The following is a 26,072-nucleotide window of genomic DNA, read 5'->3' on the forward strand; positions in this document are numbered from 1 at the left end:
ATGGACATGAACACATTGCAAGGGCTGATGCCCGGCCCCGGCCGCGCGGTCGACTACTTGGCGCTGCTGGAGGCGATCCCGTCTCTGCGCGCCTTGGCGGCAACCCCCCAGGACCCGGTCTACCACCAGGAGGGCGACGTCTGGACCCACACCATGATGGTGGTCGATGCCTTGCTCGCCGACCCTGCGTACCAACGCGCCAGCCCGGACCAGCAGTTCGTGCTGTTCTACGCCGCGTTGCTGCATGACATCGCCAAGCCGTCGTGCACGGTGATCGATGAAATCACCGGCAAGATCGGCCAGCCCGGGCACTCACGCCGGGGCGCGGTGGATGCGCGAATCCTGCTGTGGCAGGCCGGCGTGCCGTTTGAGCTGCGTGAAACCATCTGCCGGATCATCAGCGTGCACCAGTTGCCGTTCTTTGCCCTGGCAGGGGACAAAAGCGGGCGTTCGGCCGAGCAGATCCTCCATCGCCTGTCGTGGGAGTTGCCGCTGTGGATGCTCTGCGCAGTGGCCAGCGCCGACATGCAGGGCCGCGGCTTTGCCGGCAAGCAGGGGGTGCTCGACGATATCGAGGTGTTCCGCCTGCTGGCCGAAGACGAAGGCTGCCTGCACCAGCCCAAGGCCTTTGCCGATGCCTACACCCGGCGCAGCTATTTTCGCGGTGCCTCGGTGCTGCCGCAGTACAGCCTGTACCGTGAGGTGCAGGGCTCGCAGGTGATCATGCTGGCGGGGCTGCCGGCCAGCGGCAAGGACACCTGGGTCAGCCAGCATGCGGCGGACCTGGCCGTGGTGTCGTTCGACGATGCCCGCCAGGAACTGGGCCTGAGCCACGGCGACAAGGGGCCGGTGGCGCAGTACGCCATCGACAAGGCCAAGACCTTGCTGCGCCGCCGCGAACCCTTCGTGTGGAACAGCACGCACCTGTCGCAGCAGATGCGCAAGAAGACGCTCGACCTGCTCTACAGCTATGACGCCGATGTGCAACTGGTGTACCTGGAGCAGAGCGAGCGCGAGCTGATGCGCCGCAACGCCCGCCGTGATACCACACTGCGCAACAAGGACATCGAGCGCATGTACTTTCGCTGGGAAGTGCCGACCCCGGTGGAGGCGGACCGGGTTGAGTATCGGCTCTGACTAACGCTGGAGACCAAGCGGCGGATCGCAGCAGGCTACAGCTTTAGAAATTGAATCTTCACAATACAACTCAAAGGGACTTGGATAGATGTGGAAGCAGTTGTTGTCGCAATCTCGGCAGTCGCAGCTCAAGCCAGGGCTGATCATGGCCGGCAAGGTAGCGTTAACCTTGGCCTCGCTGGGTACCGCCCATTACATGGGCTTTATCATGGCAGTGCCTTTTGAAGTGCTGTCGATAATCTCCATCACGTTTCTGGTTGGCTTTGTCGGGGTTTTCACCTTCTACGTGACGCTGTGTTATCTGGTGGCGAAGGTTTTTTCTTTCGCCATTTCGCAATTCTACTATTCGTTCATCGCGCCGTTTGCAGCCTGTGTGTACGCCGCCGGGCGCATCAAGCCAGGGCGGTTGCGCAAGGCAGCCGTGCGCTTGCACAAGGAAACGCCGCTGGCGGAAAAAATTGCCTATGGCCTTGTCATGGTCATCGCTTTCCCGCTGCTGCTGAACTTTTCCTATTTGAAATTCGACTTCAGTGATGCCGGGGGCATGGTTATCAGCCTGACGTTAGGGATCATCGCGGCGGCGATACTCAAGTCGGGCATTCTCATTCGCGGCAAGGCGCAGATCGCTCGAATTCGTGACAAGCGCCGGGTGGCGTTGCGGCGGCGGTTGTTGAAGGAGTACCTGTACCTGGTTGTCGGGATGCTTCTGTGCCTATCCTTCTACGCTGGCATGGTCAGGTTCCAAAAAGTACTGGGTGAAGACCAGATTCACCTGTCGGGGCACGGTTATACCGGCGATGTGCATGTGATTTTCAATTCTGCAGGTGCTTACTTGGCTATCGAAGATAGCGGTCGAGAGCGAGTATTCATCTATGTCGATGGCGACGTGTCAATGCGCGTCAAGGGGCAGCTCAGGGGCTCGTCCGAGGGGCAAGCCGCAGCCCCCGCGAGTGCAGACGAGTAGCACTTGCGGGGGCATCGGCTCAGGTATTGTCCTTGATGGTCTTGCTGCTGCCGTTGCTCTTCACCGAGGCGATGCCGGCATCGCGCGACTGCGTTGATGCATACATCTGGCTGGTGCCGATGACCTGGTGATTGGCGGCCTTGAGGTTGAAGTGGAACTTGCCGTTGCTGGCCTCCTTCTTCTCGTAGCGATCGTCCACGCCACTGTTGGCCTGGACCGAGGCAATGCCGCTTTCAGCAGAGCCCTTGGCCTTGTACAACTCGCTGGTAAGAATAATTTCGCCATTACCCGCCTTGAGAACAAAGCGGTACTGACCGTCACTGCTGGTGTTCAACTCGAACCAACCTGGCATGGGAACTCCTTGTTTCGCAGATAAGTCTGGTTAGACTGCGGGCGTACGTGCTCGCAGTGACGACTTAGTATGGTGGGCTTTGTGCGCTTGTCCAACGGCGCTAAGATCGGCGGCAGCGTGTTGGCTGCCAGGAAGACCACGATCATGATGAACCTGATGCACTGGAAGCTGCTGGTGGCCGTGGCCGATGCCGGCAATGTCTCCCGTGCCGCCGAGGCCTTCGGCATTACCCAGTCCGGCGCCAGCCAGGCGATCAGCCAGATGGAACAGGCACTGGGGGTGAAGGTGTTCGTGCGCGAGCGCAAGCACACCAGCGTTACCGCGCTGGGCGAGCAGGTGCTGGTCCGCGCGCGGCGGATGATTGCCGAGCTTGAGTCGATCCAGAACCTGGTCGATGCCAGCCGTGGTTGCCACCTGGGGCGCATCCGCCTGGCGACGTTCCCGTCCGTGTTCGCCTCGGTGCTGCCGCCGCTGTTGCAGGCTTTCAAGCGCCTGCACCCGGGCATCGAGGTGATCTGCCTGGAGGGCACCGACGAGGAGGTCGAAAGCTGGCTGGCTTCGGGTGATATCGACCTGGGCGTGGTGATGAACCCGCAGGCAGAACGTTCGCCGGTGATGCTCGGGCATGATCGCTGGGTGGCCACCATTCCCCTTGGCCACCCCTTGGCCCGGCGCGGGAGCCTGAGCCCGCTCGGGCTTGCCGAGCTGGTCGATGAGCCGTTCATTGTCGCCACGGGCGGCTGTCACTTGCATGGCCGGAGCCTGGTGCAACAGGCGGGGCTGAACCTGAGCAATGTGCGCCTGACGGTGCGCGACTGGAACACGGCGTTGGCGCTGGTGGGCGAGGGCCTGGGCGTGTCGATCATGCCGGCCTCGACGCTGCCCGAGGCTCCGCGCTGGCTACGGGTGTATGACCTGGATCCGCCAATCTACCGACGTTTCGGGCTGCTCGGTTCGTCAGCACAGGCGCTATCGCCTGCCGCCCAGGCGCTGCTCAAGCATGTGCACAAGGCCATGCTTGGCGTTGAAGTTCCGGTAGGGGAACGGGTCACCTGACATAAGCGCTGCTAATGATCAGTTTGTAAAACCCTAAGTTTACCTTGGGCATGCGCCGGCTGATCCTGTGTCGCTCGACACTGTCAGGAGACGCCCGATGAAACTCTACTTCGCCCCCAATGCCTGCTCGCTGGCGCCGCATATCATCCTGCGCGAACTCGGCCTGCCGTTCGAGCTGGTGCGGGTCAACAACCAGAGCAAACGCAGCGCCGACGGCCGCGACTTTCGTACCATCAACCCCAAGGGTTACGTGGCCGCGCTGGTGCTGGGCAATGGCGAGGTATTGACCGAGGGCCCGGCCATTCTCCAGTACCTGGCCGACCTCAAGCCCGAGACCAGGTTGGCGCCGGCCAATGGCAGCTGGGAACGCTCGCGGCTGCAGGAACTGCTCAACTTCATCAGTTCGGAAATCCATGCCGGCAGCGCGCCGTTGTTCAACGCCGAGCTGCCGGAGGCGGCCAAGGCGATCTTTCACGACAAGCTGTTCAAGCGCCTGGACTACTTGAGCGAGGTGCTGGGCTGCAATGACTACCTGCGGGGCGACTTCAGCATCGCCGACGCCTACCTGTTCACCGTGCTGGGCTGGTTGCCGGTGTTCGCTATCGATATCGCGCAATGGCCAGCGCTGGCTGGCTATGTCGAGCGTGTAGCGGCCAGGCCGGCGGTGCAGGCAGCCCTGCAAAGCGAGGCTGCCAGCGTGCCGGTCTGAACCTTCAGGGCATGCCGGTAACCCGCTTCAGGTACTGGACTCTGGCTTGCGTCTGCTTCAGCAGGCAATGGGTATGGATTGTAGCGAAGCCACTGCCGCCAACGGATTCGTACGTTTCGAACTCACAACTGGCATCACGAAAGGCAATCCAGGCGCGCTGGGCTTTTTTCAGCGCCAGGTCCTGGGTGGGTTGTCCGGGCGCCGAACCCTGCGCCTTGAAGCGTGCGACCAAGGCCTGGTAGAGCTCATTCAATTGCCGATCGGATTTTTTCAACGACTGCTGCATGCATTCAAGCATCTGCGCTTCGGTGTTGGCGCCAGGGCACAGGCTGCTTGCCTGAGCCGTGCTAGTCAGCGCCATGAATGCGCCGATGCAGGGGTAGATCAAACGATACATGGGGCGTCCTTGCTTTGATGTTTTAAGGGTCACTGGTGTTGCGGCCATGAATCGCCAATCACCAGCCAGCAGGCCTTGGACTGCACATGCACATGTTTTTGTCGGGCAGGTTCGAAAGGTGTGTCCAGGGTGCCCAGCGCAACGCTGATCCAGTCTGGATAATCGCCACTGGCATTGGCCCAGAACAAACTCGCGCCGCAGGCTGAGCAAAAGCTGCGGCTGACCATTGGCGATGACTTGAACACCCGCAATAGACTTTGCGGATCGCTGCAGCTCAAGGCCGAAGCAGGCACGCTGCCATAGGTGGCAAAGGCTGCGCCATGGGCCTTGCGGCACTGGCTGCAATGGCAATGGGTGACGGCCTTGATCTGGGTGTCGATGTGATAGCTGACGGCGCCGCACAGGCAGCTGCCGTGATAATCAATGGTCGTCAGCGCAGATTTGTCGTTGTTCATCCTTGGGGCCCGGTAGAATCTCGCCCGCGATCATAAACCAAGGACAGGAACACCACGATGCGTGAGCGAAAATCAGCCCGGCTTTTGGTCATCAGCCCCTCCCGAAGCGTATTGCTGTTTCGCTTCGTCCATCGCAACGGCGCGCTGGCCGGCGACGATTACTGGGCAACACCGGGGGGCGGCGTGGAGGAGGGGGAAACTTTCGAGCAAGCTGCGATTCGTGAGCTACGCGAAGAAACCGGCATCCAGGTCGACGCCGTGGGCGCACCCTTGAACGAGCGTCGTTTCGCCATGCAGTTGCCCAGCGGCGAGTGGGTTACCTCGGTCGAGCAGTATTACCTGATTCAGGCGCAGAACCAGCAGCTGTGCCGCCAGGGATGGACGCCTTCGGAAGTCGAAGTGATGGCCGACCATCGTTGGTGGTCGGCCGAGGAACTGCGGCAAACCACCGACACGGTGTGGCCGGAGCGGCTGATTGAAACGCTCGAATCAGCCGGCGTGTTCAGCGCCGCGCCAGCGCATGGCTGACGCATTGCTCATAGTAGGTCTGCTTGATGGCCGCAGGCTTGAGGCGTGACTGGCTGTTGTAGGTCTGTTCGGTGATGCCCATGGCGGTCATGCGCATCCACGGCTTGGTGAATTTGCGCACCTGCAGGCGCTTGCGCGCAGCGTACAGGGTCACCCCGGACAGCTTCGATTGCTGGGCACCGGCGGCGATGTCCGAGCCCCAACTGCACATGTAGCGGTCATTGTTGCCCAGGGTTTTGGCCTGGGCGCCGAGCGGGAGTGCGACCAGAAAAAACGCTGCCAGGGTCAATCCATAAGCCCGCATAGCACCTACCTAACTTGCTGAAAAGAAAGCGAGTTTGCCTACGAAGCGGGTAGCAGGGGGCCAGCAATTTGCCTTATTTGCGCCTGAATTTCACAGCAGTTGTGTTTGTGACTTGCGGCCCAGCAACAGGCCTTCTGCGGCAACGGCGAAGGTGTTTCCCTGTAGCCAGAAGGCGTCGTGCACCTGGCTCATGAGGTAGCAGGCGCCCCGGCTGTCGACAAACAGCGCGCCATGGCCGTGGTGCACATCGCCGATGCACACCAGGGTTGTGTTCAGCTTGCGTTGCATCGCCACGATGACTTTTTCGTCGTGCAGGCCGGGCTTGGCCCTGAACTCGATGTCGCCGGCGGCGCATTCTTCACCGGCGCCGCAGTGGCCGACGCACAGGCCATTGAACGCCCTGAGCAAGTCGTTGGCGGGGTGGCCGTTGGGCCCGATGTCCGCCTCTGGGGCAGTCACTTGGGCAGGCCAGCCGGCAGCCACGAACAGCGGGCGGATGGTTTCAGGTAGGTCTATGGGCATGTCTGCTCTCTGGTCGAATCCGTGCGAGAGGCTACATTAACACGGCAGACATCATTGATCCTTGAGGAGGGCGAGCCATGAGCAATGAGACTTTACCCGCTGCAGCCCTCATCGCTGGCAAGCCAGCTCCCACAATGAACCTGTGTACATCGACCCTGTGGGAGCTGGCTTGCCAGCGATCCAGCGCGCAGCGCTGGCAACATCAGGCTTGACCTCTACTTAGGTCGAGGTTTGATACTCGCCGCTCCAACCACTCGGAGCAGCACCATGACCGCAGCTTTCCACCTGTCCAACCCCGAAGGCCTCTACGACCCCTCTAGCAATGCCTACTCCCATGTGGCTGAAGTCGCCGCCAATGCCCGGTTGCTGTACATCGCCGGGCAGGGCGGGGAAGACCTCGAGGGCCGGCTGTCCAGCGATTTTGCCGAGCAGGCACGCCAGGCCCTGGCCAACCTGCAGATCGCCCTGCAATCCAAAGGCGCGACCCTGGCCGATGTGTTCAAACTGACCCTGCTGATCGTCGATCACGACGAAACCCGCTTGCGCCTGTGGGGCGCCGAAGCCCAGCGCGCCTGGGGCGCCAACATGACCCCGACCTGCACGCTGATCCCGGTGCCGCGCCTGGCCCTGGACGGCATGCAGATCGAAATCGACGCGGTCGCCGCGCTGCCCGGCAGGTAAGACGTTTTAGCGATGGCATTGGCCCCGGCTTTTGTAAACAATAGCGCCCGCAATACGCGCTGTTCGTTCAATTATCGAGATACCAATGCCGTCGATTCTTCCGCTGTATGAGGTCCAGTCATGAGCGACCTCACTGTCGAACTGTTGCAAACCGGCCCCGAGCAGGCCGAGCTGATCCGCAACCTTTACCAGTTCTACGCCTACGAGTCTTCGGACTGGGAGCAGGAAGACGTCGAGGTCGACGGCCGTTTCTATGTCCACGACGAACACTTGCAACGCTACTGGCAAGAGCCGCAGTGGAGCGCCAACCTGATCCTGGTCGACGGCTACATCGCAGGCTTTTTGCTGATCGAACGCAGCGAGCTGCCCGGCCTCGATGCCCTGGAACTGGCCGACCTGTTCATCCTCAAGCGCTATCGGCGCAAAGGCATCGCCAGCGCCCTGGCCAGCCAGGTGCTGGCGAGCGGGCAGAACCAGTGGCTGGTGCGTTACTACGACCAGGACGAAACCGCCCACGCCTTCTGGCGCACAGTGCTCGACAACCTGCCGCGCCCGGTACGTTCGATCGAACTGGACGACGAGCCGGAGTTGGTTAACTTCCTGGTGACGCGGGCGTTGCACTGAGCTGGCACGAACGTTTCATGGCGAGATCAGACACAGCGAACGGCGCGTTCAGGCAAATCCGCCGTCAAGCAGCACAGGTAAGGTGACGCCAGCAGTCAATGCCATGCGTTCCGATCACAAGAGAATAAATATAATGATCAGCCTGGGCTCCAAGGATTCGAGCGGTCAGTTGGCGCAGGGTTTCAAGCCGCGCCATGTCACCATGCTTTCCATCGCCGGCATCATCGGCGCCGGCTTGTTCGTCGGCTCCGGGCATGCGATTGCCGCCGCCGGGCCCGCGGCAATCCTGGCCTATGTGCTGTCCGGCCTGCTGGTGATCCTGGTGATGCGCATGCTCGGCGAGATGGCCGTGGCCAACCCCGATACCGGCTCGTTCTCGACCTATGCCGACCAGGCCATCGGGCCCTGGGCAGGCTTTACCATCGGCTGGATGTACTGGTGGTTCTGGGTGCTGGTGATCCCCATCGAGGCCCTGGCCGCCGGGCATGTGCTGAACAACTGGCTGCCCATGGTCGATACCTGGCTGTTTGCCCTGTTGTCGATCATCGTCCTGGCCGCGACCAACCTGTTCAGCGTGGCCAAGTACGGTGAGTTCGAGTTCTGGTTCGCGCTGTTCAAGGTCGTGGCGATCATCGCCTTCATCTCCCTCGGCGCAGCCGTGCTGATGGGCTGGGTGCCGGAGCGCGAGGTCAGCGGCCTGGGCCGTTTGCTTGAAACCCAGGGCGGGTTTGCGCCCAACGGCGTGTCGGCGGTGGTCGGTGCGTTCATCACGGTGATGTTCAGCTTTATCGGCACGGAGGCGGTGACCATTGCCGCCGCCGAATCCCAGAGCCCGGCGAGGAACATCGCCAAGGCCACCCGCTCGGTGATCTGGCGCATCGGTGTGTTCTATCTGCTGTCGATTGCCGTGATCATTTCCATCGTGCCCTGGAACGACCCGCAACTGGCGTCGGTGGGCTCTTACCAGCGCGCCCTGGAACTGATGAACATCCCCCACGCCAAGCTGATGATGGATGTGGTGGTGCTGGTGGCAGTGGCCAGTTGCATGAACTCCTCGATCTACATTGCCTCGCGCATGCTGTTCTCCCTGGGCAAGCGCGGTGAAGCGCCCCGGCAGGTCAAGCTGACCTCGGCCGTTGGCGTACCACGCGCTGCGGTCATCGCCAGCACCGTGCTGGGTGCAGTGATCACCGTGGTCAGTCATTTTGCCCCGGCCGGCTTGTTCCAGTTCCTGCTGGCCAGCTCCGGTGCCATTGCCTTGCTGGTGTACCTGGTGATTGCCGTGTCGCAGTTGCGCATGCGCCGGATGCTACTCAAGCAGAAGGTCGAGCTGACGTTTCGCATGTGGCTGTTCCCCTGGCTCACCTACCTGGTCATCGTGTTCATCAGCGCAGCGCTCGGGGTCATGCTGGTGACCCCTGAGCACCGTGCCGAGGTGACCACCACCATCGGCCTTGCGCTGGTGATTTCCTTCATCGGCATTATCACCACCCGTCAGCATGGCCAGCCGGTAAAGGTGCCGTCGGTGGGCTGAAGCGCTTATTGCCGGGCAAGTCGAGGCGTCGCGCCGCTGTTCCTACCGCTGCGTGATGGCTGATCCAGGGGTGTCAGCGGATTGCTGAGCCGTTGTGGCGTCTCGCCGGTCAACTGGCAAAGCAGCGCGATCAGCGTGTCGCCATCCAGCGCTCCGCGCTCGCGCAGCTGCTCGGCCAGCGCGCGCAATGCCGGCCAGTAACGTCGCACCAGGCAGTGACAACGCACCAGCGCCACCGGCTCGGCATCCAGCAACTTGCGCGCGGGCAGCAGGGCGATCAGTTCATTGGCCCGGCGCAGGTCGCCGGCACCGCTGGTGGTGAGGAAACGATCAACGGCGCAATGCCGATAGACCGCTTCGGCCACCGGCCCGGCAAAGCAGTTGAGCAGATCGCGTTCGATCAGCTCGATCATCGATGGCAGATACTCGGCGATCCCTGGGGGCTCGAAGGCAGGCAATGGCACCAGGTAGTCGGCCTCGACCAGGCCCTTGACCGCTTGCAGGTTGCCACGCAAATCAACCATCGGTCCGATCAGCGCTTCGGCGCGGGTGCGCACTGTCACCCGCTTGATCGCCAGGCCGTTCCACCAGAAGGCCAGGGCATGGCCTGCTTCGTGGAAGGCGGTGCGACGCGCACGGCTGTTCATGATCATGACCTCAGGGGGAGGCGGCTACACCTACGATCTGCTCCGTCCCTGGGGTTGGTATAAGAGATTATGGCTATCGACGGGTAACACTGCGTCTATTTGCTGACTACCGGGGGCGGGACTAGCCTTGAAGATGTGCTGGCATGTGCCGGCCGGACCTGATGTGGAGATAACTAAAACGCTGGATACAAAGGTAGCTCACCCATGTCTACTGAATCGAAATGCCCGTTCAGTCAAGCCGCTGGCGGTGGTCCGACGAACCGTGACTGGTGGCCGAACCAACTGAACCTGAAGATCCTCCACCAGCACTCGCCGCAGTCCGATCCCCAAGGCGATGCCTTCAACTATGCCGAAGCCTTCAAAAGCCTGGACTTTCAAGCCCTCAAACAAGACCTGCATGCGCTGATGACCGATTCCCAGGACTGGTGGCCAGCGGATTTTGGCCATTACGGGCCGCTGTTCATCCGCATGGCCTGGCACAGCGCCGGTACCTACCGCACCGGTGACGGCCGTGGCGGCGCGGGCTCCGGCCAGCAACGCTTCGCCCCGCTCAACAGCTGGCCTGACAACGTCAGCCTGGACAAGGCCCGGCGGCTGCTGTGGCCGATCAAGCAGAAATATGGGCGGAGCATCTCCTGGGCCGACCTGATCGTACTTACCGGCAATGTGGCGCTGGAGTCCATGGGCTTCAAAACCTTCGGTTTTTCCGGTGGCCGCCCGGATGTCTGGGAGCCGGATGAAGACGTCTACTGGGGCTCGGAAAACAAGTGGCTGGGCGGCGATACCCGCTACGGCAAGGGCCCGCAGCCAATGCAGGAGCCCGGCGAAGGCACCCTGGTAGCCGAGCCCGAGCAGCACGGCAACGAAGAAAGCCGCACCGACCAGGGCCGCAATCTGGAAAACCCGCTGGCCGCGGTGCAGATGGGCCTGATCTATGTCAACCCGGAAGGTCCGGAAGGCAACCCCGACCCGGTCGCCGCCGCCAAGGACATCCGCGAAACCTTCGCGCGCATGGCCATGAACGATGAAGAAACCGTGGCCCTGATTGCCGGCGGCCATGCCTTCGGCAAAACCCACGGCGCCGGCCCTGCCGATAACGTCGGCCCGGAACCGGAAGCCGCCGGCCTTGAAGAGCAGGGCCTGGGCTGGCGCAACAGCTTTGGCTCCGGCAAGGGCGCCGACACCATCACCAGCGGCCTGGAAGTGACCTGGACCACCACGCCAACGCGCTGGAGCAACAACTACCTGGAGAACCTCTTCGGCTTCGAATGGGAACTGACCAAGAGCCCGGCCGGGGCCAACCAGTGGACGCCCAAGAACGGCGCGGGGGCCGGGATCATTCCCGATGCCCATGACCCGTCCAAGCGGCGCAACCCGACCATGCTGACCACCGACCTGTCGCTGCGCTTCGACCCGATCTACGAGAAAATCGCCCGGCGCTTCCTGGCAAACCCCGAGCAGTTGAGCGATGCCTTCGCCCGTGCCTGGTACAAGTTGATCCACCGCGACATGGGCCCACTGTCGCGTTACCTGGGCCCGGAAATGCCTAACGAGGAGCTGCTGTGGCAAGACCCGATCCCCGAGGTCGACCATGCCCTGGTCGATGACAGCGATGTCAGCGCACTGAAGGCCAAGCTGCTGGCCTCGGGGCTTTCGGTGGCCGAGTTGGTGTCCACGGCCTGGGCGGCAGCGTCGACCTTCCGTGGCTCCGACAAGCGTGGTGGTGCCAAGGGCGGGCCCCTGCGCCTGGCGCCGCAGAAGTTCTGGCAGGCCAACCAGCCCGAGCAACTGGCCAAGGTACTGAGCACCCTGGAAGCCATCCAGAGCGACTTCAACAGTGCCCAGGGCGGCGGCAAGAAAGTCTCCCTGGCCGACCTGATCGTGCTGGCGGGCAGTGCGGCGGTCGAGCAGGCGGCGAAAAACGCCGGGGTCAACATCAGCGTGCCGTTTACCCCGGGACGCATGGACGCCTCGCAGGAGCAGACCGACGTCGAATCGTTCGGCTTTCTTGAGCCCAATGCCGATGGTTTTCGCAACTACCTGAAGAACAGCTACCGGGTACCGGCCGAGGCCTTGCTGATCGACAAGGCGCAACTGCTGACCCTGAGCGCGCCGGAAATGACTGTGCTGGTGGGCGGCCTGCGGGTGTTGGGGGTCAACGATGGGCAGAGCAAACACGGCGTCTTCACCCAGCAGCCGGGCACGCTGAGCAATGACTTCTTCGTCAACCTGCTGGACATGGGCGTGGAATGGAAGCCGGTGTCGGCGGCCAACGACGCGTTCGAAGGGCGCGATCGCAAGACCGGCGCGTTGAAGTGGACCGGCACCCGGGTTGACCTGGTGTTTGGTTCCAACTCGCAACTGCGGGCGCTGTCGGAGTTCTATGCCAGTGCCGACGCCAAGGAGCAGTTCGTCACGGATTTCGTTGCTGCGTGGACGAAAGTGATGAACCTGGATCGGTTTGACCTCAAGTGAGTTGAGGCGGGGGGCACCGCTCCCACAGGTATAGCGCCAAACCTGTAGGAGCGGGACTTGCCCGCCGGCCTCATCGCCGGCAAGCCAGCTCCCACAGAGGTCGCAATCCAGGCGACACAGGCACAAGCGTTCTAGCGCTGCGCCAACCAGTAGTCATGCAACGCCCGCGCCGCCGGGGCAATCGCCACTACCCGCTGACGGTGCAAGGTCACGTCCAGATCCGCCGGCAGCTCGAATTCATCCTGCTCGGCCCATCCGGTAATCACCTGCAACGCCTGCGCTTGTGGCGCCGGTAGCGCAGGCCAGTTGGCGATGGCCATGCCGCGCAGGTAACCAAAGCACCATTCCTCCGCCAGCGGCAGTGGCTGGCCCAGGTGTTCAGTCTGCTCCAGACGAGGCGCAAACGCCTGTGGCGCCTCAACCAGCTGGGTCGCCAGGCTGTTCAAATGACGGGCACACAGCTCGACAAAGCGCTGGCACTCCTGCGCGCTTTGCCATTCCGGGTTCTGCCCACCCCAGATGGCCGGGAACCACTCGCTGATGTCCACCTGCACCGGGCTCGAAACCAGCGCGGTGAAATAACCGTCGAGCTCCGAGGCGTTGAGCACCGAATGGTCATCGCCGTACCTCTGCAAGGTGGCTTCGAGGAACTCGAAATCGGCGGCAGCGAGTGGCTGGTCGTGCATGGGTAACTCCTTGGCCGGTCAGGCGCGCGGGCAAAAGGCGGGGAGGATGGCGCTTTGTGCCGTTTTTATCCAGCCCCCCGCACGTCAGGCCACCGGAATCAGCGGGTCGGCGGCGGCCAGGGCGGCGCTGCGATCCGCAGCCGGTGGGTAGATCCACACGGTGTTGATCTGGGCCTTGAGAGCCTTGGCTTCTGCCTTCAGCAACTTTAGCTGACGGTCCCAACCCTCGGTGAACACCGCGCCCCAGGCCCCGAGGTCCAGGCAAGTCACGTACTTGGGCTGGCGGTAGGCCAGCGGTGCGACCCCGAGCAGGTCGGCGGCGACATTGTTGCCGGCGTGGCGGCCGAGGGCGATGGCGTGCTGGCAGGACATCAGCGAGTAGTTGCCCAGCTCATCGGTGGCGGCGTAGGCGACATCGCCTGCGGCATAGATATGCTCCTGGCCGATGACCTTGAGGTTGGCATCGACCTGCAGGCGCCCCTGGCCGTTACGCTCGCCGGGCACCTGTTCGGTCAGCGGGTTGGCGCGAAAACCGACGGTCCAGATCACCGTGCTGGCGTCGATCCGCCGGCCATCGGCGAGGGTCACGCCCTGGGCGTCGACCGACTCCACCGTAGCACCGAGCAGCCACTCGACGCCCAGCTGCTCGCTGGCCTCGACAATCGCCGGGGCGATGGCCTCGCCCATGGCTGCGGCCACCTTGCTGGCGCGGTCGACAATGATCACCCGCACCTCGCTGTCGTCACCCAGGGCTGCACGCAAGCGTGCGGGTATTTCAGTGGCGGTTTCGATGCCGGTAAAGCCGCCGCCGGCGACCACCACGGTATTGCGCGCAAGGCTCGAGGGCCGGGACTTGAGGCTATTGAGGTGCTGCTCAAGGCGCACTGCCGATTCGAGTTCATCGACATCGAAGGCGTACTGATGCATGCCGGCCAGGTTCGGGCGCATCAGTTGGCTGCCCGCCGCCAGGACCAGGCGGTCGTAGCGCAGTTGCTGCAAGGTGCCGGTTTCGTTGCGGTAGCCGACGGTTTTCGCCTGGGCATCGATAGCCATTGCCGAGCCTTTGACAAAGCGCACGCCCACCGCCTCGAACAACGCGCCCAAGGGGGCAAACAGCGTATGCGCGTCGGCCTCGTAGAAGCGAGGACGCATGCGCAACTCGGCCTGCGGGGCGAGTACCGAGATGGTGACGTCCTGACGGTCATGCAGGTCCAACTGCCGCGCCGCGCTCAAGGCGCTCCAGACGCCGGCAAAACCTGCGCCGATAACCAGAATGTGCTGTTGCATGGGAGAGCTCCTGACGACGAATGACCACGGGGCATCAACCGCTACGGCTGACTGCCGATGGTGCAATCGTAAGGGCAGGGCGGCGGCGGCCCCAGGCCAAATACCCCTGAGTTTCGGCCAGGCGGGTCAGGCGGTGCCGCTGAAGCGGCTGCGGTAGTCGCGCGGCGAGATCGACAGGTGGCGCTGGAAGGTGCTGCGCATCCGCTCCTCGTCGGCAAAACCACACTGGCGGGCGACCTGCTCGATGTTGCCGGTCGAGCTTTCCAGCAGCCGCCGGGCAGCTTCCAGGCGGAACAATTCGATGGCCTTGGACGGCGTACGGCCGGTCTTGAGCTTGTACATGCGGGTGAAGTTACGCGGGCTCATGCACGCCTGTTGGGCCAGGCGCTCGACGTTCAGGCGCGGGTCGCCGAGGTTTTCGCTCAGCCACAGGTGCAGGTGCTCAAACGCTGCGGCGTCCCGGCTTTGTGACTGCAGCAGAGTGCTGTACTGGGCCTGGCCGCCCGGGCGCTTGAGGTACACCACCAGTTCGCGGGCTACGGCCATGCTGACCTCGCGACCGCAGTCGGCCTCTACCAGGGCCAGGGCCAGGTCGATGCCGGCACTGACCCCGGCCGACGTCCATACCGTACCCTGCTGGATGAAGATCGCATCGGCATCCACCTCGATGGCCGGGAATGCCTGCTTGAGGGTGTCGCACATGGCCCAGTGGGTGGCGGCGCGGCGTCCGTCGAGCAGGCCGGCCTTGGCCAGCAGAAAGGCCCCGCTGCACACCGAGGCGATACGCCGGCCCCGCGCGGCATTGGCGTGCAGCCAGTCGGTGAGGGTGCTGTAGTCGTCCAGGGTCTGGCAGATTGCCGGGGCGCCGGGGACGATAAAGGTGTCGATGGCCACGGCGGCCAGTTGCTCCAGGCGCGAGGTATCCACGGCCAGGCCCTCGGCACTGGGTACCAGGCCGCCTTCCAGGCTTGCGGTATGCAGTTGGTAACCGGGCAGACCGCGCGCCTGCATGACCCTGGACGCCGCCCAGAACACCGTTTGCGCACCGGTCAGGTCGAGCAGGCCCATCTGTGGGTAGGCGACGAACGCAATGTGGCGGGGCGGGTTCAGGGGCTTCATCGCTGTGGTTCTTGGTGGTGGATAGCGGTTGGCAAATTTTACCAGAACGCCGGGCGGCGCACGTCTGCCTGAGCGGCTGATGTGCAGCGTCAAGGGCGCGAGCAGGCCGCGGGGTCAGTCCATGGGCGTCAACTGGCTCAACTGCTCGGCGCTGGGAAAGCCGAGGGTGCGAAAGCGTGGCGGGTAGAGCTCGCCGTCTTTGCTCAGCAGCTCGCCCAGCAGCGACTCGACCTCGTGCCAGGCAACCATCCGGGTCTGTGCCGAACCATCGGCCTGAGGCTGGACCAGGATCACCCGGTCGGTTTTCGGCAGTGAAGTGAACACGCCCTCGGTCCAGGCCGCTATCGAGAAGCTGCTGCCGGGGTTGTCGGCATCGCTGTAGAGCCTGTGGGTGGCGACGAAGATGTCCTCGGGGTGGGCTTCGTGGATCTTGTCGAGAAACTCTTTTTGCGTGCTATAGAGGCCGTGGTGCAACAAGCGCTGCAGGTCGCCCAGGCGCGCTTGCAGGTGCCCGTCCTGCACCTGGAAGGGAACGATCCGGCGGTCCTGGTAGGTGTAGATCCGGCTGGACTGCGCGCGGCCGTTTTCCAGGGCATGGAAGCTCAGCTCGACCATCTGCCGCAGGCCTTCGGCGTCCTTGTCACCGGTGACCATCAGCACATCGCGGCTGGGCATCATGAACACTGGCTGCCCCAATACCGGCACGCGCTGCAGCACGTCGGGCAGCAGCACCCGGCTGGTGTCGTAGCCGTCCTGCCAGGCGCCCTGGTACAACCCCGGGAGGATCTGTTCGAAGGCATCGGGGCTGGCGTCGCGCAGGTTGTCGAGGGCGATTGCCAGTGCCTGCTCAAGGGTGATGCCCCAGTCCTGTTGCGGGCCCATGGTCTGGGTCGAGGTGGTGTCGGGGTAGTCCACCGCCAGCAAGGTGACGCAATCCTCCGAGAACGGCTGCCAGGCCAGCGGGCAGGGCGAGTCCCAGCCCTCGCTGCGCACATGGTGCAGGCGGATCTCTTCGAGCATCGCCAAGTTGCGGATCACCGGCCTCAGTAGCGGGCGCACCTGCGCCAGCGGTTGTGGCGCTGTGCTGTTGCGGGTGTCGATCAAGGCGCGCAGGTAACTGGCGAGCACATCGGCTTTGCGCGACTTGTCGGCGTTCAGGTAGTCGCGGTAGGCGTTGTGCAGGTTGAAATAGCCGCTGTCGCCGTAGCGCAGGCGAAATTCGTCGGCCAGGTAGTCCAGGGGCTCGGCATAGCCGCCGGCACGGGCGGCCTTGATGAAGGTCCGGGCAAACCCTTCCTCTGTAGGTGTGCGTCTGAACAGCGTGTCGAAAAGTGCCCTGAACATGTGCGAAGTCCTCCGTGAACGCGAACTGCGCATGATGCTCGTGGCGTCGGGAAGGGTAAAGCTGAATCGAGGCTGGCGCCGGAGCTGGGGCTCCGCCCGATTTTGCAACCCCGCACGCGGCTGAATGCACCGCTGCCCGCTGGCCACCCGTTCCTCTGTGGGCATTTTTGGTGCTAAATAGGCCGCTCAGGTAATTCGTCCAGACCCTGCAGCGTCATGCCGTGCAATGAGAACAGCTATGAGAACCCATCTTGAAACCCGTGAAGTCCCTGTGTTCCAGACCCCTTGTGATGGAAGCCTTCACCCAGTCAGCCATCAACAGCCGGCGGTAGCAGCATGATCGAAGTCACAGAGGTTTCCATTGCCCAGCTGCGCGCTGCGCTCGAGTCCGGCCAGACCACCGCGGTTGAACTGGTTAAAGCCTACCAGGCGCGCATCGACGCGTACGACGGCCCGAACACTGCCACCAAGCTCAACGCCGTGGTGGTGCGTAACCCCGAAGCCTTGAGCGAAGCGCAGGCTTCCGATGCGCGCCGCGCCAAGGGCCAGGCCCTCGGCCCGCTCGACGGCATCCCTTACACCGCCAAGGACAGCTACCTGGTCAAGGGCCTGACCGCCGCCTCCGGCAGCCCGGCCTTCGCTGACCTGGTGGCCTATCGCGACGCCTTCACCATTGAACGCCTGCGCGCTGCCGGCGCCATCTGCCTGGGCAAGACCAACATGCCGCCGATGGCTAACGGCGGCATGCAGCGCGGGGTCTACGGCCGCGCCGAAAGCCCGTACAGCGCCGACTACCTGACGGCACCCTTTGCCTCGGGCTCATCCAACGGTGCCGGTACCGCCACCGCCGCAAGCTTCGCGGCTTTCGGCCTGGCGGAAGAAACCTGGTCGAGCGGCCGCGGCCCGGCCTCGAACAACGGCCTGTGTGCCTACACGCCGTCGCGCGGGGTGATCTCGGTGCGCGGCAACTGGCCGCTGACGCCGACCATGGACGTGGTGGTGCCCTTTGCCCGGACCATGGCCGACCTGCTGGAAGTGCTCGACATCGTCGTCGCCGAGGACCCGGACAAACGCGGCGACCTGTGGCGCCTGCAGCCTTGGGTACCGATCCCGAGCGTCGACTCGGTGCGCCCGGCGTCCTACCACGAGCTTGCGGCCGATGCCAGCGCGCTCAAGGGCAAGCGTTTCGGCGTGCCGCGTATGTACATCAACGCCGACCCTGAAGCCGGCACCAGCGAAGCCCCCGGCATCGGTGGCCCGACCGGGCAGCGGATCAACACCCGGCCGTCGGTGATCGCCCTGTGGGAGCAGGCGCGCAAGGCGCTGGAAGCGGCCGGTGCCGAAGTGATCGAAGTCGACTTCCCGCTGGTGTCCAACTGCGAGGGCGACCGCCCGGGCGCGCCGACCGTGTTCAACCGCGGTCTGGTGTCCAAGGAGTTCCTCCACCATGAACTATGGGACCTGACCGCCTGGGCCTTCGATGATTTCCTCCAGGCCAACGGCGACCCCAAACTCAACCGCCTGGTCGACGTCGACGGGCCGAAGATTTTCCCGCATGATCCGGGCACGCTGCCCAACCGCGAAGGCGACCTGGCGGCCGGCATGGACGAATATGTGCGCATGGCCGAGCGCGGCATCACCCCGTGGGACCAGATCAGCACCGTGCCGGATGGCTTGCGCGGCCTGGAACAGACCCGGCGCATTGACCTTGAAGACTGGATGGATGCACTCAAGCTCGACGTGGTGATCTTCCCGACCGTCGCCGACGTTGGCCCGGCCAACGCCGATGTCGACCCGGCGTCCGCCGACATTGCCTGGAGCAACGGCGTGTGGGTGGCCAACGGCAACCTGGCGATCCGTCACCTGGGCGTGCCGACGGTGACCGTGCCGATGGGTGTGATGGCCGATATCGGCATGCCGGTGGGCTTGACCTTTGCCGGCCGCGCCTACGACGATTCGTCGTTGCTGCGCCTGGCGGCGGCGTTTGAGTCGACCGGGTCCAAGCGCCTGGTGCCTCCGCGCACGCCAGCGCTGGCCAGCGGCAAGTAAGCAAAAGGGGCGGGTGACCGCCCTTTTTTAGTTCCCCAGACACGAGATATCCATGGCTAACCAAGACATCAGTTTCATCCCCGATCCGGACGCCGAGTCGATCTCTTCCGACGTTGCCGGTTTCGCTGGCATCCTGGTCTCGACCCAGATCCCCACCCGTGCCGACGGCAGCCTGGAACTGGGCGATATCACTGCCCAGAGCGAGTGCACCCTGCAAGCGCTCAAGGTCGCCCTGGAGCGTGCCGGCAGCTCCATGGACCGGGTCCTGCACCTGACTATCTACCTTACCGACATGGCCGAGCGTGCTGCTTTCAACGAGGTGTACCAGCGCTTCTTCGCCAAGCCCTGGCCGGTACGCGCCGCCGTCGGCGTGGCCTCGCTGGCAGTGGAAGGCATGCGTGTGGAAGTAACGGCGATGGCGGCCAAGGCCTGAGACCGTTTGTGTGGAGGCAATCTGTCTGTGGGAGCGGGCTTGACCCGCGATGAGGCGCGAAGCGGCTGTAATTCAGCCAACACCAGGTGTGTTGGCTGCAGGGGCCTCATCGCGGGTCAAGCCCGCTCCCACAGGTTCAGCGCCAGCTTCTGCAGCCACCGGGCAGGCTACGGGTGCCGATCGGGCGTTTCGCCGCTACAATGCGCGCCTCGACCGTGACAGCCTGACTAAAAAAACATGTCCCTGCCCAAGCATCACCTGGAATTGCTCAGCCCCGCCCGCGATGTCGCCATCGCCCGCGAGGCCATTTTGCATGGCGCCGACGCCGTGTACCTCGGCGGCCCGAGCTTCGGCGCTCGCCACAACGCCTGCAACGACGTCAGCGATATCGCCCAGTTGGTGGAGTTCGCCCATCGCTACCACGCCCGGGTGTTCACCACCATCAACACCATCCTCCACGACAACGAGCTGGAGCCGGCGCGCAAGCTGATCCACGAACTGTACGATGCCGGCGTCGACGCGCTGATCGTCCAGGACCTGGGGGTGATGGAACTGGACATCCCGCCGATCGAGCTGCACGCCAGCACCCAGACCGACATCCGCACCCTGGCCCGGGCCAAGTTCCTCGACCAGGCCGGCTTTTCCCAGCTGGTGTTGGCCCGTGAGCTGAACCTGCAGGAAATCCGTGCCATCGCCGACGAAACCGACGCGGCGATCGAGTTCTTCATTCACGGCGCGTTGTGCGTGGCCTTCTCCGGCCAGTGCAACATCTCCCACGCCCAGACCGGCCGCAGTGCCAACCGTGGCGACTGCTCCCAGGCCTGCCGCCTGCCGTACACCCTTAAAGACGAGAAGGGCGGGGTGATCGCCTACGAGAAGCACCTGCTGTCGATGAAGGACAACAACCAGAGCGCCAACATCCGTGCCCTGGTCGAGGCCGGTGTGCGCTCGTTCAAGATCGAAGGGCGCTACAAGGACATGGGCTATGTGAAGAACATCACCGCCTACTACCGCCAGCGTCTGGACGCCGTGCTCGAAGACCGCCCGGACCTCGCCCGCGCCTCCAGCGGGCGTACCGCGCACTTCTTCCTGCCCGACCCGGACAAGACCTTCCACCGCGGCAGCACCGATTACTTTGTCAGCGAGCGCAAGATCGACATCGGCGCCTTCGACTCGCCGACCTTCACCGGCCTGCCGGTGGGCGTGGTTGAAAAAGTCGGCAAGCGTGACCTGCAGGTGGTCACCCATGAGCCACTGTCCAACGGCGACGGCCTCAATGTGCTGGTCAAGCGCGAAGTGGTGGGTTTTCGCGCCAACATCGCCGAGCCCAAGGGCGAGTTCGATGAAGAAGGCGAGAAGCGCTACCGCTACCGTGTCGAGCCCAACGAGATGCCCAAGGGCCTGCACCAGTTGCGGCCGAATCACCCGCTGAGCCGCAACCTCGACCACAACTGGCAGCAGGCCCTGCAGAAGACCTCGGCCGAGCGCCGTATCGGCCTGGCCTGGGTTGCGCAGTTGAGCGAGCAGCGCCTGGCGCTGACCGCCACCAGCGAGGAGGGCATCAGCGCCAGCGTCGCCCTGGACGGTCCGTTTGGTTTGGCCAACAAGCCGGAGCAGGCGCTGGAGCAACTGCGCGACCTGCTCGGCCAGCTGGGCACCACCGAGTACCATGCCACCGACGTTCAGCTTGATGCGCCGCAGGCGTATTTCATCCCCAACTCGCAGCTCAAGGCGCTGCGCCGCGAGGTCATCGAAGCGCTGACCGCCGCGCGCATCCAGGCGCACCCGCGCGGTGGCCGCAAGGCCGAGACCAGCCCGCCGCCGGTGTACCCGGAGTCGCACCTGTCGTTTCTGGCCAATGTCTACAACCAGAAGGCCCGCGACTTCTATCACCGTCACGGGGTCAAGCTGATCGACGCCGCCTACGAGGCCCACGAAGAGCCAGGCGAAGTGCCGGTGATGATCACCAAGCACTGCCTGCGCTTCTCCTTCAACCTGTGCCCCAAGCAGGCCAAGGGCGTTACCGGCGTGCGCACCAAGGTCGCGCCGATGCAGTTGATTCACGGCGATGAAGTGCTGACCCTGAAGTTCGACTGCAAACCGTGCGAAATGCACGTGATCGGCAAGATGAAAGGCCACATCCTCGGCCTGCCGCAACCGGGTAGCGTGCAGCAGGTGGTGGGCCACATCAGCCCTGAAGACCTGCTCAAGACCATCCCCCGCGCACCGCACTGAGTGAGGCATCGCGGGGCAAGTCGAAGCGCCGCCCCGCGATCGTAACTAAGGTGCAGGCTGCACTGACAGCGCCGCATGCGCCTTGAGCTCTGCATCGATGAAGGCTGCGATCATTGCCCGGTAAACCCGCTCGACCACCTCTTCAGAGGCGCCGGACTCCACGGCCAGGGCGCGCACTTTGGCGATTACCTGCTCGACCCGTGCCGGGGCGCGGACATCGTCGTGGGTTTTCTTGAACGCCGCCGCCTGGTTGACCAGGTTGCCGCGCCGGGCGAGCAGGGCGACCAGTTCGCGGTCGATGCCGTCGATGTGGTGGCGAACTTCTTCGATCGAGGTGCAGTGTACGTCCATGTGAACTCCTTTCAGTAGACAGCGTGGCGGTAGCCAGTTGATTTCCAGTAGTATGCCTGAACGGACTCTGGCCCCTGAAGTGTGGGGCCGACAGCCAGGAAGGTAATGTGACTCTACAACTGCAAATCCAACAGATCTTCAGCGGCCTGGCCTTTGCCAGGCCGTTGTTCTATAGCTACCCGCAAGGCCTACGCTTCGAGCTGGCCGAAGGCGCCGGGACCCTCGAGCGCTTTCTGCTGGCGGTCAGCAAGGCAACCACGGTGTGCCGCGACCTGTTTGCCGGCGAGCAATCGATGGTGGTGTGCCTGCGCGTGCACTCCAACGGTAACGGTTTTGCCCATCGCGACGTGTTGCGCGATCTGCGTGCCGCCGGTATTCGCATCCCCGCCCAGCGCTCGCTGTGGAGCCAGCGGCTGGACCCGGACGACTGGTTCGAAGAGCATCAGCCCGAGTACTGGCTGCACCTCGCCTTCGAGGCGCCACTGTCGCTGCTGCAACCGGTGCTCTGGTGCGCATTGGCCGATAACCCGGGGACCATTCGCCCGAACCCTTGCTGCGCTGTCTACCTGTTCAACCTCAACCAGCGGTTGATGGCCTTGCCCTATGACGATCGGGGCATGGATGTGGTGGGCCCCAACCATGACGTGCTCTCGCTGCTGTACCGTCAGCATCAGCCGTGGCTGCTGGACTACGACCGCGAGCGCATGGACGCGACTTTCGCCACCGTCCTGCATTGACTCACTGCAGCGACTCGATTTTCCAGCGCCAGGTGCCCAGCGGGTTGTCTTCTCGGGTACGGACGAACACGCCATAGTCGCTCAGGTAGCTGTAGCCTTCGACCCAACGGTTGCCGCGTGGGCTCTGCCAGGTGCAGGTCAACGGCTTGGCGCTGCCCTGAAGGGCCGAGTGCAAGGTGCTGGCCGGTCGCGCCTTGCCGACCTGGCAGTGGGTGGTGCGGGTAATGCTCGCGGTTTGCCCGGCATAGCTGATGGTGTAGCTCAGTTGCGCATGGGCGGGCAGGGTTTGCCAGGCGCCGGTGAATGACAGCGCGGTCAAGCTGTCGCTGGCGTCCTGTTCCTGCCCGGTCATGATGTCGATACCGCGTGCGGCCAGATCGAACAGGCCGCGAAAACTCAGTTGCAGCTGTTGCGCTATCGTCGGGTCCACGGCCTGTAGTAACAGCTGGCCGGAGCGGCTGTCGTTGCTGAGGAACACCTGACGCGGCCTGTCGACGGTAGCGTTCCCGTCGGTCAGCTTCGCCTCGTAGCGATAGTCCAGCCTGTGCAGGGTCAGGCGTGGCGTCGGCAGCTCCAGGGCGGCGATGGCCGCAAGCACTTCAGGCCTGGCCCTGGGCGGCAGGAACGGCGGCGGCAACGGCGTACGGGTTTTGAGCGGCGCAAGCTTGGCAAGCTCGGCCGGCGGTTGGCAGGCGGCGTTGAACAACTGCTGATAGTACAGCGGGGCCTGCCGGTAGAACGCGCTGAAGGGCTGCGACTTGAGTCGGGTGCTGTCTACGCGGTTGTCGTTGTCGAGGAAGAACTGGCTTTGCCGGCTGATGAGCTGGCGCTCGCAATAAAACGCCAGGTGCTCGCGGCTGTGCAGGGCCATCACCGCGTGGCCGTATTGCATTGGATAGCGGTGGCGCTGGATGCCGGTCCAGGCGTAGGTAATGCCACCCTCATGCTGCAGGCTGTTTAGGTCGATCAGCAGCCAGTCCTGATCCGCGTCCAGGTTCAGGGCTCGCCAGTCGGGGGCCTGACGCTGGTGCATGGGCAGGTGGCCGTCGCCTGGCGGGTCGGTCTCGCCACCTGCTGGGATGAGGCTGCAGGCGGCCAGGGTGAACACACCGAGACCCGCAGCAAGCGGCTTGAGGGCGAAGCGGGTGAGGGCATCCATGCGCATGAGCTCTAGGGTCAAAGCGCGGAGTGTACCGAATGCCTGCGCCAAGCTGTATGCCTGGCGCTATCCCTTGGTACGCCAGATCTGCGGCCAATGGGCGGTATCCACACTGTCGCACCAGCTCATCCGGCTAAATGACTTGAGCTGCATCACGGCTCCGTCATAGCGCCAGGTTGCATTCGCGCCGCAGTAGCGCCCTCCCGGCTGCAACTGGGTCAGCTCGCCGCGGGCCGGGTCGAACTTGAAAAAGCCATACATCTCGCCGCCCAGCACATCATGCTTGGGAACCGAGATGTGCAGCGAGGTGGGTTGATAGGGCGCGGTTCGCAAGGCGCGGTAATAGCTGTACATGCAGCCCTGGGCCGCACAGCCGTAGCGCAGGCCTACCAGCACATGGGTCGCGTCCAGGGCCGAGACCTCGGCTTCGGCTTGCCAGTTGTCATACTCAGGTTCACTCCATTCATGCCGGGTGATGGCAATGACTGCGTCGGCGATGGCCTTCTGCTCACCATCGCTCACCCCTGGCGCCGGTGTGAAGGGGGCGAGGGTGGGTGTCGGCGGTGCTGGCGGCAACTGGCTGTCGGGTCGCGTGCCGGGGTTTACGAAAGCGCTGGGGTGACCGATGCGTCCCTGCACTGAGTCGATAAACAGCAAGGAGGCACTCAGGCCCTGCAGCGATACCGGGTGCTGGCCGTTGGTAGTGTCCAATGACAGGGTCTGGCCGTTGCGCAGTTGGCGCAGCAACCTCACGGCGACGTCACCTTTTGCGTGATAACGCATCTGCCCCTGCGAGCCTGGCCGAAATCCCGCTGGCGCCGGGCCGCCGTCGATCAGCAGCCTGGCGCCCAGGTCGACACTGGCGTCGGTGAACAGGGTCAAGGCGGTGGCACCTTCGGCCCCGGCTTCGCGCACAAGCTCAAGGCCCACGCCCTGGTCGACGCTACGGGACACGGCGGTACAGCGCCGGGTGTTGTCGCAGCCCACAACCCATTCCTTGAACTGCTTGAGCACCGGCTCCTGTTCCGGTTCCGGCGCGGCCAGGGCCAGGGCCGGCAGGAGCATCAAGGGCAGCCAGTTCCATCTTGCGTCAACCATTGTGGTTCAATCCTGCGGGGTAAGCGAACGTGCGTTTTGGCCGGGCATCATCGCAGAAGCCAGGCCAACTTCAAGCCGTTGCCGATGAGAACTCCGAGGCTGCTGTGCTATCCAACGGGTATGACACGGGAGGTAACTGCAATGAACAGCAATGACCGCGACAAGCCCGCCAACGAGACGGACAAGCCTGCTGAAGACAACGACCCTGCCAACCGGCCGATCACCCCGACCACCCATCGTACCCAGGCAGACGCCGCCGAAGAGCTCAGCCGCAAGATCGCTGAAATCGAGCGCAAGGTGGCGGACGGTAATTGAGGTTGTGGCAGGTTTAAAAGATCGCGGGGCAAGCCTGCTCCCACGGTTGAGTTTTATATTAAGTAAAGGGCCGCAATGGCCCTTTACTTACAACCAACTCATCTAAGTGCCGCGTTTATTTGCACAGGGTATAGCTGCCCTGGTGCGCACCGCCCCTGTACAAGTCAAAGCGGTAACCGGCGCCAGCGCCGAAGTTGTAGGAACCACCGGTCAGTGTCCAGGAGCCTGCGCTGACGGAAAATCCGCCGCTTACCTGGTCTACTTCCTGATCGTCCAGCACCCGCAGGGCGGCTGGCGTGGCGGTGGTCATGTCGATGTTTTGTGCATGGGTCATGAGATAGTTACCTCGTTGATACAGTGGGTTCGTCCTAGGTTGATCCCCCCAGGAGAGGGCCTGGGCGCAGCGTATTACTCATTTTAAAAATGAGAGACCGATCACAGTTTTAATTACAGTTGTTCGCTGTTTCGATCCCCGGCCAAGTTAGTAATGCCACGGGCTCACGTGCAATAGTACAAGTGTGCTAGTGCCTGCGGATTAACCCGCCGTTATGCTGCTACGGACTCAGGTGAACAGTCTGTTCAGTGTGATTAACGTTATCCGCCGGGTCATGGATTGGCATGTTATTCAGGAGCGAAGCCGTGCACGCACGGCGTGACAAGGAGTTGGGCAGTGTGTTGCTGGTGGCGCCCGTGCCCCTGCGCTGGGCGGCACTTGCTGCGCTGCTGTTCAGCGTGCTGTTGATCGTGTTTCTGACCTGCGCCAGCTACACCCGCCGCGCCACCGTGACCGGTGTGCTGGTACCCCAGGGGGGCCTGATCAAGGTGTTTGCGCCGCAGGCGGGGGGGGTGCAAGGCCTGGCCGCAGTCGAGGGGC

At 63.5% G+C, this 26,072-nt stretch carries 28 protein-coding genes and 1 pseudogene; 15 read left to right on the forward strand and 14 right to left on the reverse strand.

Annotation, left to right across the window (positions count from 1 at the left end; all coding sequences use genetic code 11):
- Together UW3_RS0121585 and UW3_RS0121590 are read left to right on the forward strand one after the other, a co-directional pair.
- Positions 1-1,137 carry an AAA family ATPase gene (locus tag UW3_RS0121585; protein ID WP_010225563.1) on the forward strand — a complete coding sequence of 379 codons (1,137 nt, stop codon included), beginning with the start codon at positions 1-3 and terminating at the stop codon, positions 1,135-1,137.
- 88 nt (positions 1,138-1,225) lie between these two features.
- Entirely contained in the window at positions 1,226-2,101 is an 876-nt protein-coding gene (locus tag UW3_RS0121590; protein WP_010225566.1) for a hypothetical protein, read from the forward strand.
- A gap of 19 nt (positions 2,102-2,120) precedes the next feature.
- Here UW3_RS0121590 and UW3_RS0121595 read toward each other — a convergent pair whose 3' ends face one another.
- Positions 2,121-2,453, reverse strand: a complete 333-nt coding sequence (locus UW3_RS0121595) for a YegP family protein (protein WP_010225568.1) — start codon at positions 2,451-2,453, stop codon at positions 2,121-2,123.
- Between the two features lie 144 nt (positions 2,454-2,597).
- Between UW3_RS0121595 and UW3_RS0121600 the strand changes: the two genes are divergently transcribed.
- On the forward strand, positions 2,598-3,509 hold the full coding sequence (locus tag UW3_RS0121600) for a LysR family transcriptional regulator (RefSeq protein ID WP_036996102.1): 912 nt from the start codon (positions 2,598-2,600) through the stop codon (positions 3,507-3,509).
- Positions 3,510-3,606: 97 nt separating this feature from the next.
- Positions 3,607-4,218, forward strand: coding sequence for a glutathione transferase GstA (gstA, locus tag UW3_RS0121605; RefSeq protein WP_010225572.1), 612 nt, complete (start codon positions 3,607-3,609; stop codon positions 4,216-4,218).
- 4 nt (positions 4,219-4,222) lie between these two features.
- Here the strand turns inward: gstA and UW3_RS0121610 are convergent, their stop codons facing one another.
- Positions 4,223-4,663, reverse strand: a complete 441-nt coding sequence (locus tag UW3_RS0121610; protein WP_081492842.1) for a lysozyme inhibitor LprI family protein — start codon at positions 4,661-4,663, stop codon at positions 4,223-4,225.
- A complete protein-coding gene (locus UW3_RS0121615) occupies positions 4,645-5,070 on the reverse strand; it encodes a GFA family protein (protein ID WP_010225575.1) in 426 nt (141 codons plus the stop codon). The genes UW3_RS0121610 and UW3_RS0121615 overlap by 19 nt, the downstream gene beginning before the upstream one ends.
- Before the next feature lie 57 nt (positions 5,071-5,127).
- Between UW3_RS0121615 and UW3_RS0121620 the strand changes: the two genes are divergently transcribed.
- On the forward strand, positions 5,128-5,598 hold the full coding sequence (locus tag UW3_RS0121620) for an NUDIX hydrolase (RefSeq protein ID WP_010225577.1): 471 nt from the start codon (positions 5,128-5,130) through the stop codon (positions 5,596-5,598).
- On the opposite strand, the gene UW3_RS0121625 is transcribed toward UW3_RS0121620, so the two are convergent.
- The gene (locus UW3_RS0121625; RefSeq protein ID WP_010225579.1) at positions 5,573-5,902 is read right to left on the reverse strand and encodes a hypothetical protein; all 330 of its coding nucleotides are present in this window, start codon (positions 5,900-5,902) and stop codon (positions 5,573-5,575) included. The genes UW3_RS0121620 and UW3_RS0121625 overlap by 26 nt on opposite strands.
- A 90-nt stretch (positions 5,903-5,992) precedes the next feature.
- Positions 5,993-6,424 carry an SUKH-3 domain-containing protein gene (locus UW3_RS0121630; protein ID WP_010225580.1) on the reverse strand — a complete coding sequence of 144 codons (432 nt, stop codon included), beginning with the start codon at positions 6,422-6,424 and terminating at the stop codon, positions 5,993-5,995.
- 267 nt (positions 6,425-6,691) lie between these two features.
- On the opposite strand from UW3_RS0121630, the gene UW3_RS0121635 reads away from it, so the two are divergent.
- The 3 genes from UW3_RS0121635 to gabP all read left to right on the forward strand — a co-directional run bounded on the left by UW3_RS0121635 (position 6,692) and on the right by gabP (position 9,263).
- Positions 6,692-7,105, forward strand: coding sequence for a RidA family protein (locus UW3_RS0121635; protein ID WP_010225581.1), 414 nt, complete (start codon positions 6,692-6,694; stop codon positions 7,103-7,105).
- A 120-nt stretch (positions 7,106-7,225) separates the two neighbouring features.
- The gene (locus UW3_RS0121640) at positions 7,226-7,729 is read left to right on the forward strand and encodes a GNAT family N-acetyltransferase (RefSeq protein WP_010225582.1); all 504 of its coding nucleotides are present in this window, start codon (positions 7,226-7,228) and stop codon (positions 7,727-7,729) included.
- Between the two features lie 133 nt (positions 7,730-7,862).
- A complete protein-coding gene (gene gabP / locus UW3_RS0121645) occupies positions 7,863-9,263 on the forward strand; it encodes a GABA permease (RefSeq protein ID WP_010225583.1) in 1,401 nt (466 codons plus the stop codon).
- Positions 9,264-9,268: 5 nt separating this feature from the next.
- Here the strand turns inward: gabP and UW3_RS0121650 are convergent, their stop codons facing one another.
- Positions 9,269-9,910 carry a hypothetical protein gene (locus tag UW3_RS0121650; protein WP_036996108.1) on the reverse strand — a complete coding sequence of 214 codons (642 nt, stop codon included), beginning with the start codon at positions 9,908-9,910 and terminating at the stop codon, positions 9,269-9,271.
- Positions 9,911-10,114: 204 nt separating this feature from the next.
- Between UW3_RS0121650 and katG the strand changes: the two genes are divergently transcribed.
- Positions 10,115-12,385, forward strand: coding sequence for a catalase/peroxidase HPI (gene katG / locus UW3_RS0121655; RefSeq protein WP_010225585.1), 2,271 nt, complete (start codon positions 10,115-10,117; stop codon positions 12,383-12,385).
- A gap of 131 nt (positions 12,386-12,516) precedes the next feature.
- On the opposite strand, the gene UW3_RS0121660 is transcribed toward katG, so the two are convergent.
- From UW3_RS0121660 to UW3_RS0121675, 4 genes are all read right to left on the reverse strand, one after another.
- Positions 12,517-13,071 carry a UPF0149 family protein gene (locus UW3_RS0121660; protein WP_010225586.1) on the reverse strand — a complete coding sequence of 185 codons (555 nt, stop codon included), beginning with the start codon at positions 13,069-13,071 and terminating at the stop codon, positions 12,517-12,519.
- Between the two features lie 84 nt (positions 13,072-13,155).
- A complete protein-coding gene (locus UW3_RS0121665) occupies positions 13,156-14,358 on the reverse strand; it encodes an NAD(P)/FAD-dependent oxidoreductase (RefSeq protein WP_010225587.1) in 1,203 nt (400 codons plus the stop codon).
- Between the two features lie 126 nt (positions 14,359-14,484).
- Complete coding sequence (locus tag UW3_RS0121670; RefSeq protein WP_010225588.1) at positions 14,485-15,477, reverse strand: GlxA family transcriptional regulator; 993 nt, start codon at positions 15,475-15,477, stop codon at positions 14,485-14,487.
- Positions 15,478-15,591: 114 nt separating this feature from the next.
- Complete coding sequence (locus UW3_RS0121675; protein ID WP_010225590.1) at positions 15,592-16,821, reverse strand: DUF1444 domain-containing protein; 1,230 nt, start codon at positions 16,819-16,821, stop codon at positions 15,592-15,594.
- Positions 16,822-17,157: 336 nt separating this feature from the next.
- Here UW3_RS0121675 and UW3_RS0121680 point away from each other — a divergent pair, with 336 nt between their 5' ends.
- The 3 genes from UW3_RS0121680 to UW3_RS0121690 all read left to right on the forward strand — a co-directional run bounded on the left by UW3_RS0121680 (position 17,158) and on the right by UW3_RS0121690 (position 21,538).
- On the forward strand, positions 17,158-18,870 hold the full coding sequence (locus tag UW3_RS0121680; RefSeq protein WP_010225592.1) for an amidase: 1,713 nt from the start codon (positions 17,158-17,160) through the stop codon (positions 18,868-18,870).
- A 52-nt stretch (positions 18,871-18,922) separates the two neighbouring features.
- Complete coding sequence (locus tag UW3_RS0121685) at positions 18,923-19,303, forward strand: RidA family protein (RefSeq protein ID WP_010225593.1); 381 nt, start codon at positions 18,923-18,925, stop codon at positions 19,301-19,303.
- A gap of 237 nt (positions 19,304-19,540) precedes the next feature.
- Positions 19,541-21,538: a peptidase U32 family protein gene (locus UW3_RS0121690; RefSeq protein ID WP_010225595.1), complete on the forward strand. Its 1,998-nt coding sequence runs from the start codon at positions 19,541-19,543 to the stop codon at positions 21,536-21,538.
- Between the two features lie 45 nt (positions 21,539-21,583).
- Here the strand turns inward: UW3_RS0121690 and UW3_RS0121695 are convergent, their stop codons facing one another.
- Entirely contained in the window at positions 21,584-21,889 is a 306-nt protein-coding gene (locus tag UW3_RS0121695; RefSeq protein ID WP_010225597.1) for a chorismate mutase, read from the reverse strand.
- 107 nt (positions 21,890-21,996) lie between these two features.
- Here UW3_RS0121695 and UW3_RS0121700 point away from each other — a divergent pair, with 107 nt between their 5' ends.
- Positions 21,997-22,626: a DUF3885 domain-containing protein gene (locus tag UW3_RS0121700; protein WP_010225599.1), complete on the forward strand. Its 630-nt coding sequence runs from the start codon at positions 21,997-21,999 to the stop codon at positions 22,624-22,626.
- A gap of 1 nt (position 22,627) precedes the next feature.
- Here UW3_RS0121700 and UW3_RS0121705 read toward each other — a convergent pair whose 3' ends face one another.
- Positions 22,628-23,785, reverse strand: coding sequence for a hypothetical protein (locus UW3_RS0121705; RefSeq protein WP_010225601.1), 1,158 nt, complete (start codon positions 23,783-23,785; stop codon positions 22,628-22,630).
- Between the two features lie 66 nt (positions 23,786-23,851).
- On the reverse strand, positions 23,852-24,883 hold the full coding sequence (locus UW3_RS0121710; protein ID WP_081492843.1) for a DUF1176 domain-containing protein: 1,032 nt from the start codon (positions 24,881-24,883) through the stop codon (positions 23,852-23,854).
- Between the two features lie 141 nt (positions 24,884-25,024).
- Between UW3_RS0121710 and UW3_RS29020 the strand changes: the two genes are divergently transcribed.
- The gene (locus UW3_RS29020) at positions 25,025-25,198 is read left to right on the forward strand and encodes a hypothetical protein (RefSeq protein WP_162835463.1); all 174 of its coding nucleotides are present in this window, start codon (positions 25,025-25,027) and stop codon (positions 25,196-25,198) included.
- A gap of 115 nt (positions 25,199-25,313) precedes the next feature.
- Here UW3_RS29020 and UW3_RS0121720 read toward each other — a convergent pair whose 3' ends face one another.
- Positions 25,314-25,532: a hypothetical protein gene (locus tag UW3_RS0121720; protein WP_010225604.1), complete on the reverse strand. Its 219-nt coding sequence runs from the start codon at positions 25,530-25,532 to the stop codon at positions 25,314-25,316.
- Between the two features lie 305 nt (positions 25,533-25,837).
- Here UW3_RS0121720 and UW3_RS29115 point away from each other — a divergent pair.
- Positions 25,838-26,072, forward strand: a pseudogene (locus UW3_RS29115) (HlyD family secretion protein); the annotation flags it as partial.

Source organism: Pseudomonas donghuensis (genome assembly GCF_000259195.1).
Lineage (GTDB): Bacteria > Pseudomonadota > Gammaproteobacteria > Pseudomonadales > Pseudomonadaceae > Aquipseudomonas > Aquipseudomonas donghuensis.

Coding starts and splice junctions, on each gene's coding strand:
- UW3_RS0121600 (WP_036996102.1), top strand. CDS start 2,598: ATGATGAACCTGATGCACTGGAAGCTGCTGGTGGCCGTGGCCGATGCC.
- UW3_RS0121635 (WP_010225581.1), top strand. CDS start 6,692: ATGACCGCAGCTTTCCACCTGTCCAACCCCGAAGGCCTCTACGACCCC.
- UW3_RS0121720 (WP_010225604.1), bottom strand. CDS start 25,532: ATGACCCATGCACAAAACATCGACATGACCACCGCCACGCCAGCCGCC.
- UW3_RS0121685 (WP_010225593.1), top strand. CDS start 18,923: ATGGCTAACCAAGACATCAGTTTCATCCCCGATCCGGACGCCGAGTCG.
- UW3_RS0121660 (WP_010225586.1), bottom strand. CDS start 13,071: ATGCACGACCAGCCACTCGCTGCCGCCGATTTCGAGTTCCTCGAAGCC.
- UW3_RS0121670 (WP_010225588.1), bottom strand. CDS start 15,477: ATGAAGCCCCTGAACCCGCCCCGCCACATTGCGTTCGTCGCCTACCCA.
- katG (WP_010225585.1), top strand. CDS start 10,115: ATGTCTACTGAATCGAAATGCCCGTTCAGTCAAGCCGCTGGCGGTGGT.
- UW3_RS0121630 (WP_010225580.1), bottom strand. CDS start 6,424: ATGCCCATAGACCTACCTGAAACCATCCGCCCGCTGTTCGTGGCTGCC.
- UW3_RS0121710 (WP_081492843.1), bottom strand. CDS start 24,883: ATGGTTGACGCAAGATGGAACTGGCTGCCCTTGATGCTCCTGCCGGCC.
- UW3_RS0121640 (WP_010225582.1), top strand. CDS start 7,226: ATGAGCGACCTCACTGTCGAACTGTTGCAAACCGGCCCCGAGCAGGCC.
- UW3_RS0121680 (WP_010225592.1), top strand. CDS start 17,158: ATGATCGAAGTCACAGAGGTTTCCATTGCCCAGCTGCGCGCTGCGCTC.
- UW3_RS0121620 (WP_010225577.1), top strand. CDS start 5,128: ATGCGTGAGCGAAAATCAGCCCGGCTTTTGGTCATCAGCCCCTCCCGA.
- UW3_RS0121665 (WP_010225587.1), bottom strand. CDS start 14,358: ATGCAACAGCACATTCTGGTTATCGGCGCAGGTTTTGCCGGCGTCTGG.
- UW3_RS0121695 (WP_010225597.1), bottom strand. CDS start 21,889: ATGGACGTACACTGCACCTCGATCGAAGAAGTTCGCCACCACATCGAC.
- UW3_RS0121650 (WP_036996108.1), bottom strand. CDS start 9,910: ATGAACAGCCGTGCGCGTCGCACCGCCTTCCACGAAGCAGGCCATGCC.
- UW3_RS0121590 (WP_010225566.1), top strand. CDS start 1,226: ATGTGGAAGCAGTTGTTGTCGCAATCTCGGCAGTCGCAGCTCAAGCCA.
- UW3_RS0121705 (WP_010225601.1), bottom strand. CDS start 23,785: ATGGATGCCCTCACCCGCTTCGCCCTCAAGCCGCTTGCTGCGGGTCTC.
- UW3_RS0121595 (WP_010225568.1), bottom strand. CDS start 2,453: ATGCCAGGTTGGTTCGAGTTGAACACCAGCAGTGACGGTCAGTACCGC.
- UW3_RS0121675 (WP_010225590.1), bottom strand. CDS start 16,821: ATGTTCAGGGCACTTTTCGACACGCTGTTCAGACGCACACCTACAGAG.
- gstA (WP_010225572.1), top strand. CDS start 3,607: ATGAAACTCTACTTCGCCCCCAATGCCTGCTCGCTGGCGCCGCATATC.
- UW3_RS29020 (WP_162835463.1), top strand. CDS start 25,025: ATGAACAGCAATGACCGCGACAAGCCCGCCAACGAGACGGACAAGCCT.
- UW3_RS0121585 (WP_010225563.1), top strand. CDS start 1: ATGGACATGAACACATTGCAAGGGCTGATGCCCGGCCCCGGCCGCGCG.
- UW3_RS0121615 (WP_010225575.1), bottom strand. CDS start 5,070: ATGAACAACGACAAATCTGCGCTGACGACCATTGATTATCACGGCAGC.
- UW3_RS0121625 (WP_010225579.1), bottom strand. CDS start 5,902: ATGCGGGCTTATGGATTGACCCTGGCAGCGTTTTTTCTGGTCGCACTC.
- UW3_RS0121610 (WP_081492842.1), bottom strand. CDS start 4,663: ATGGCCGCAACACCAGTGACCCTTAAAACATCAAAGCAAGGACGCCCC.
- gabP (WP_010225583.1), top strand. CDS start 7,863: ATGATCAGCCTGGGCTCCAAGGATTCGAGCGGTCAGTTGGCGCAGGGT.
- UW3_RS0121690 (WP_010225595.1), top strand. CDS start 19,541: ATGTCCCTGCCCAAGCATCACCTGGAATTGCTCAGCCCCGCCCGCGAT.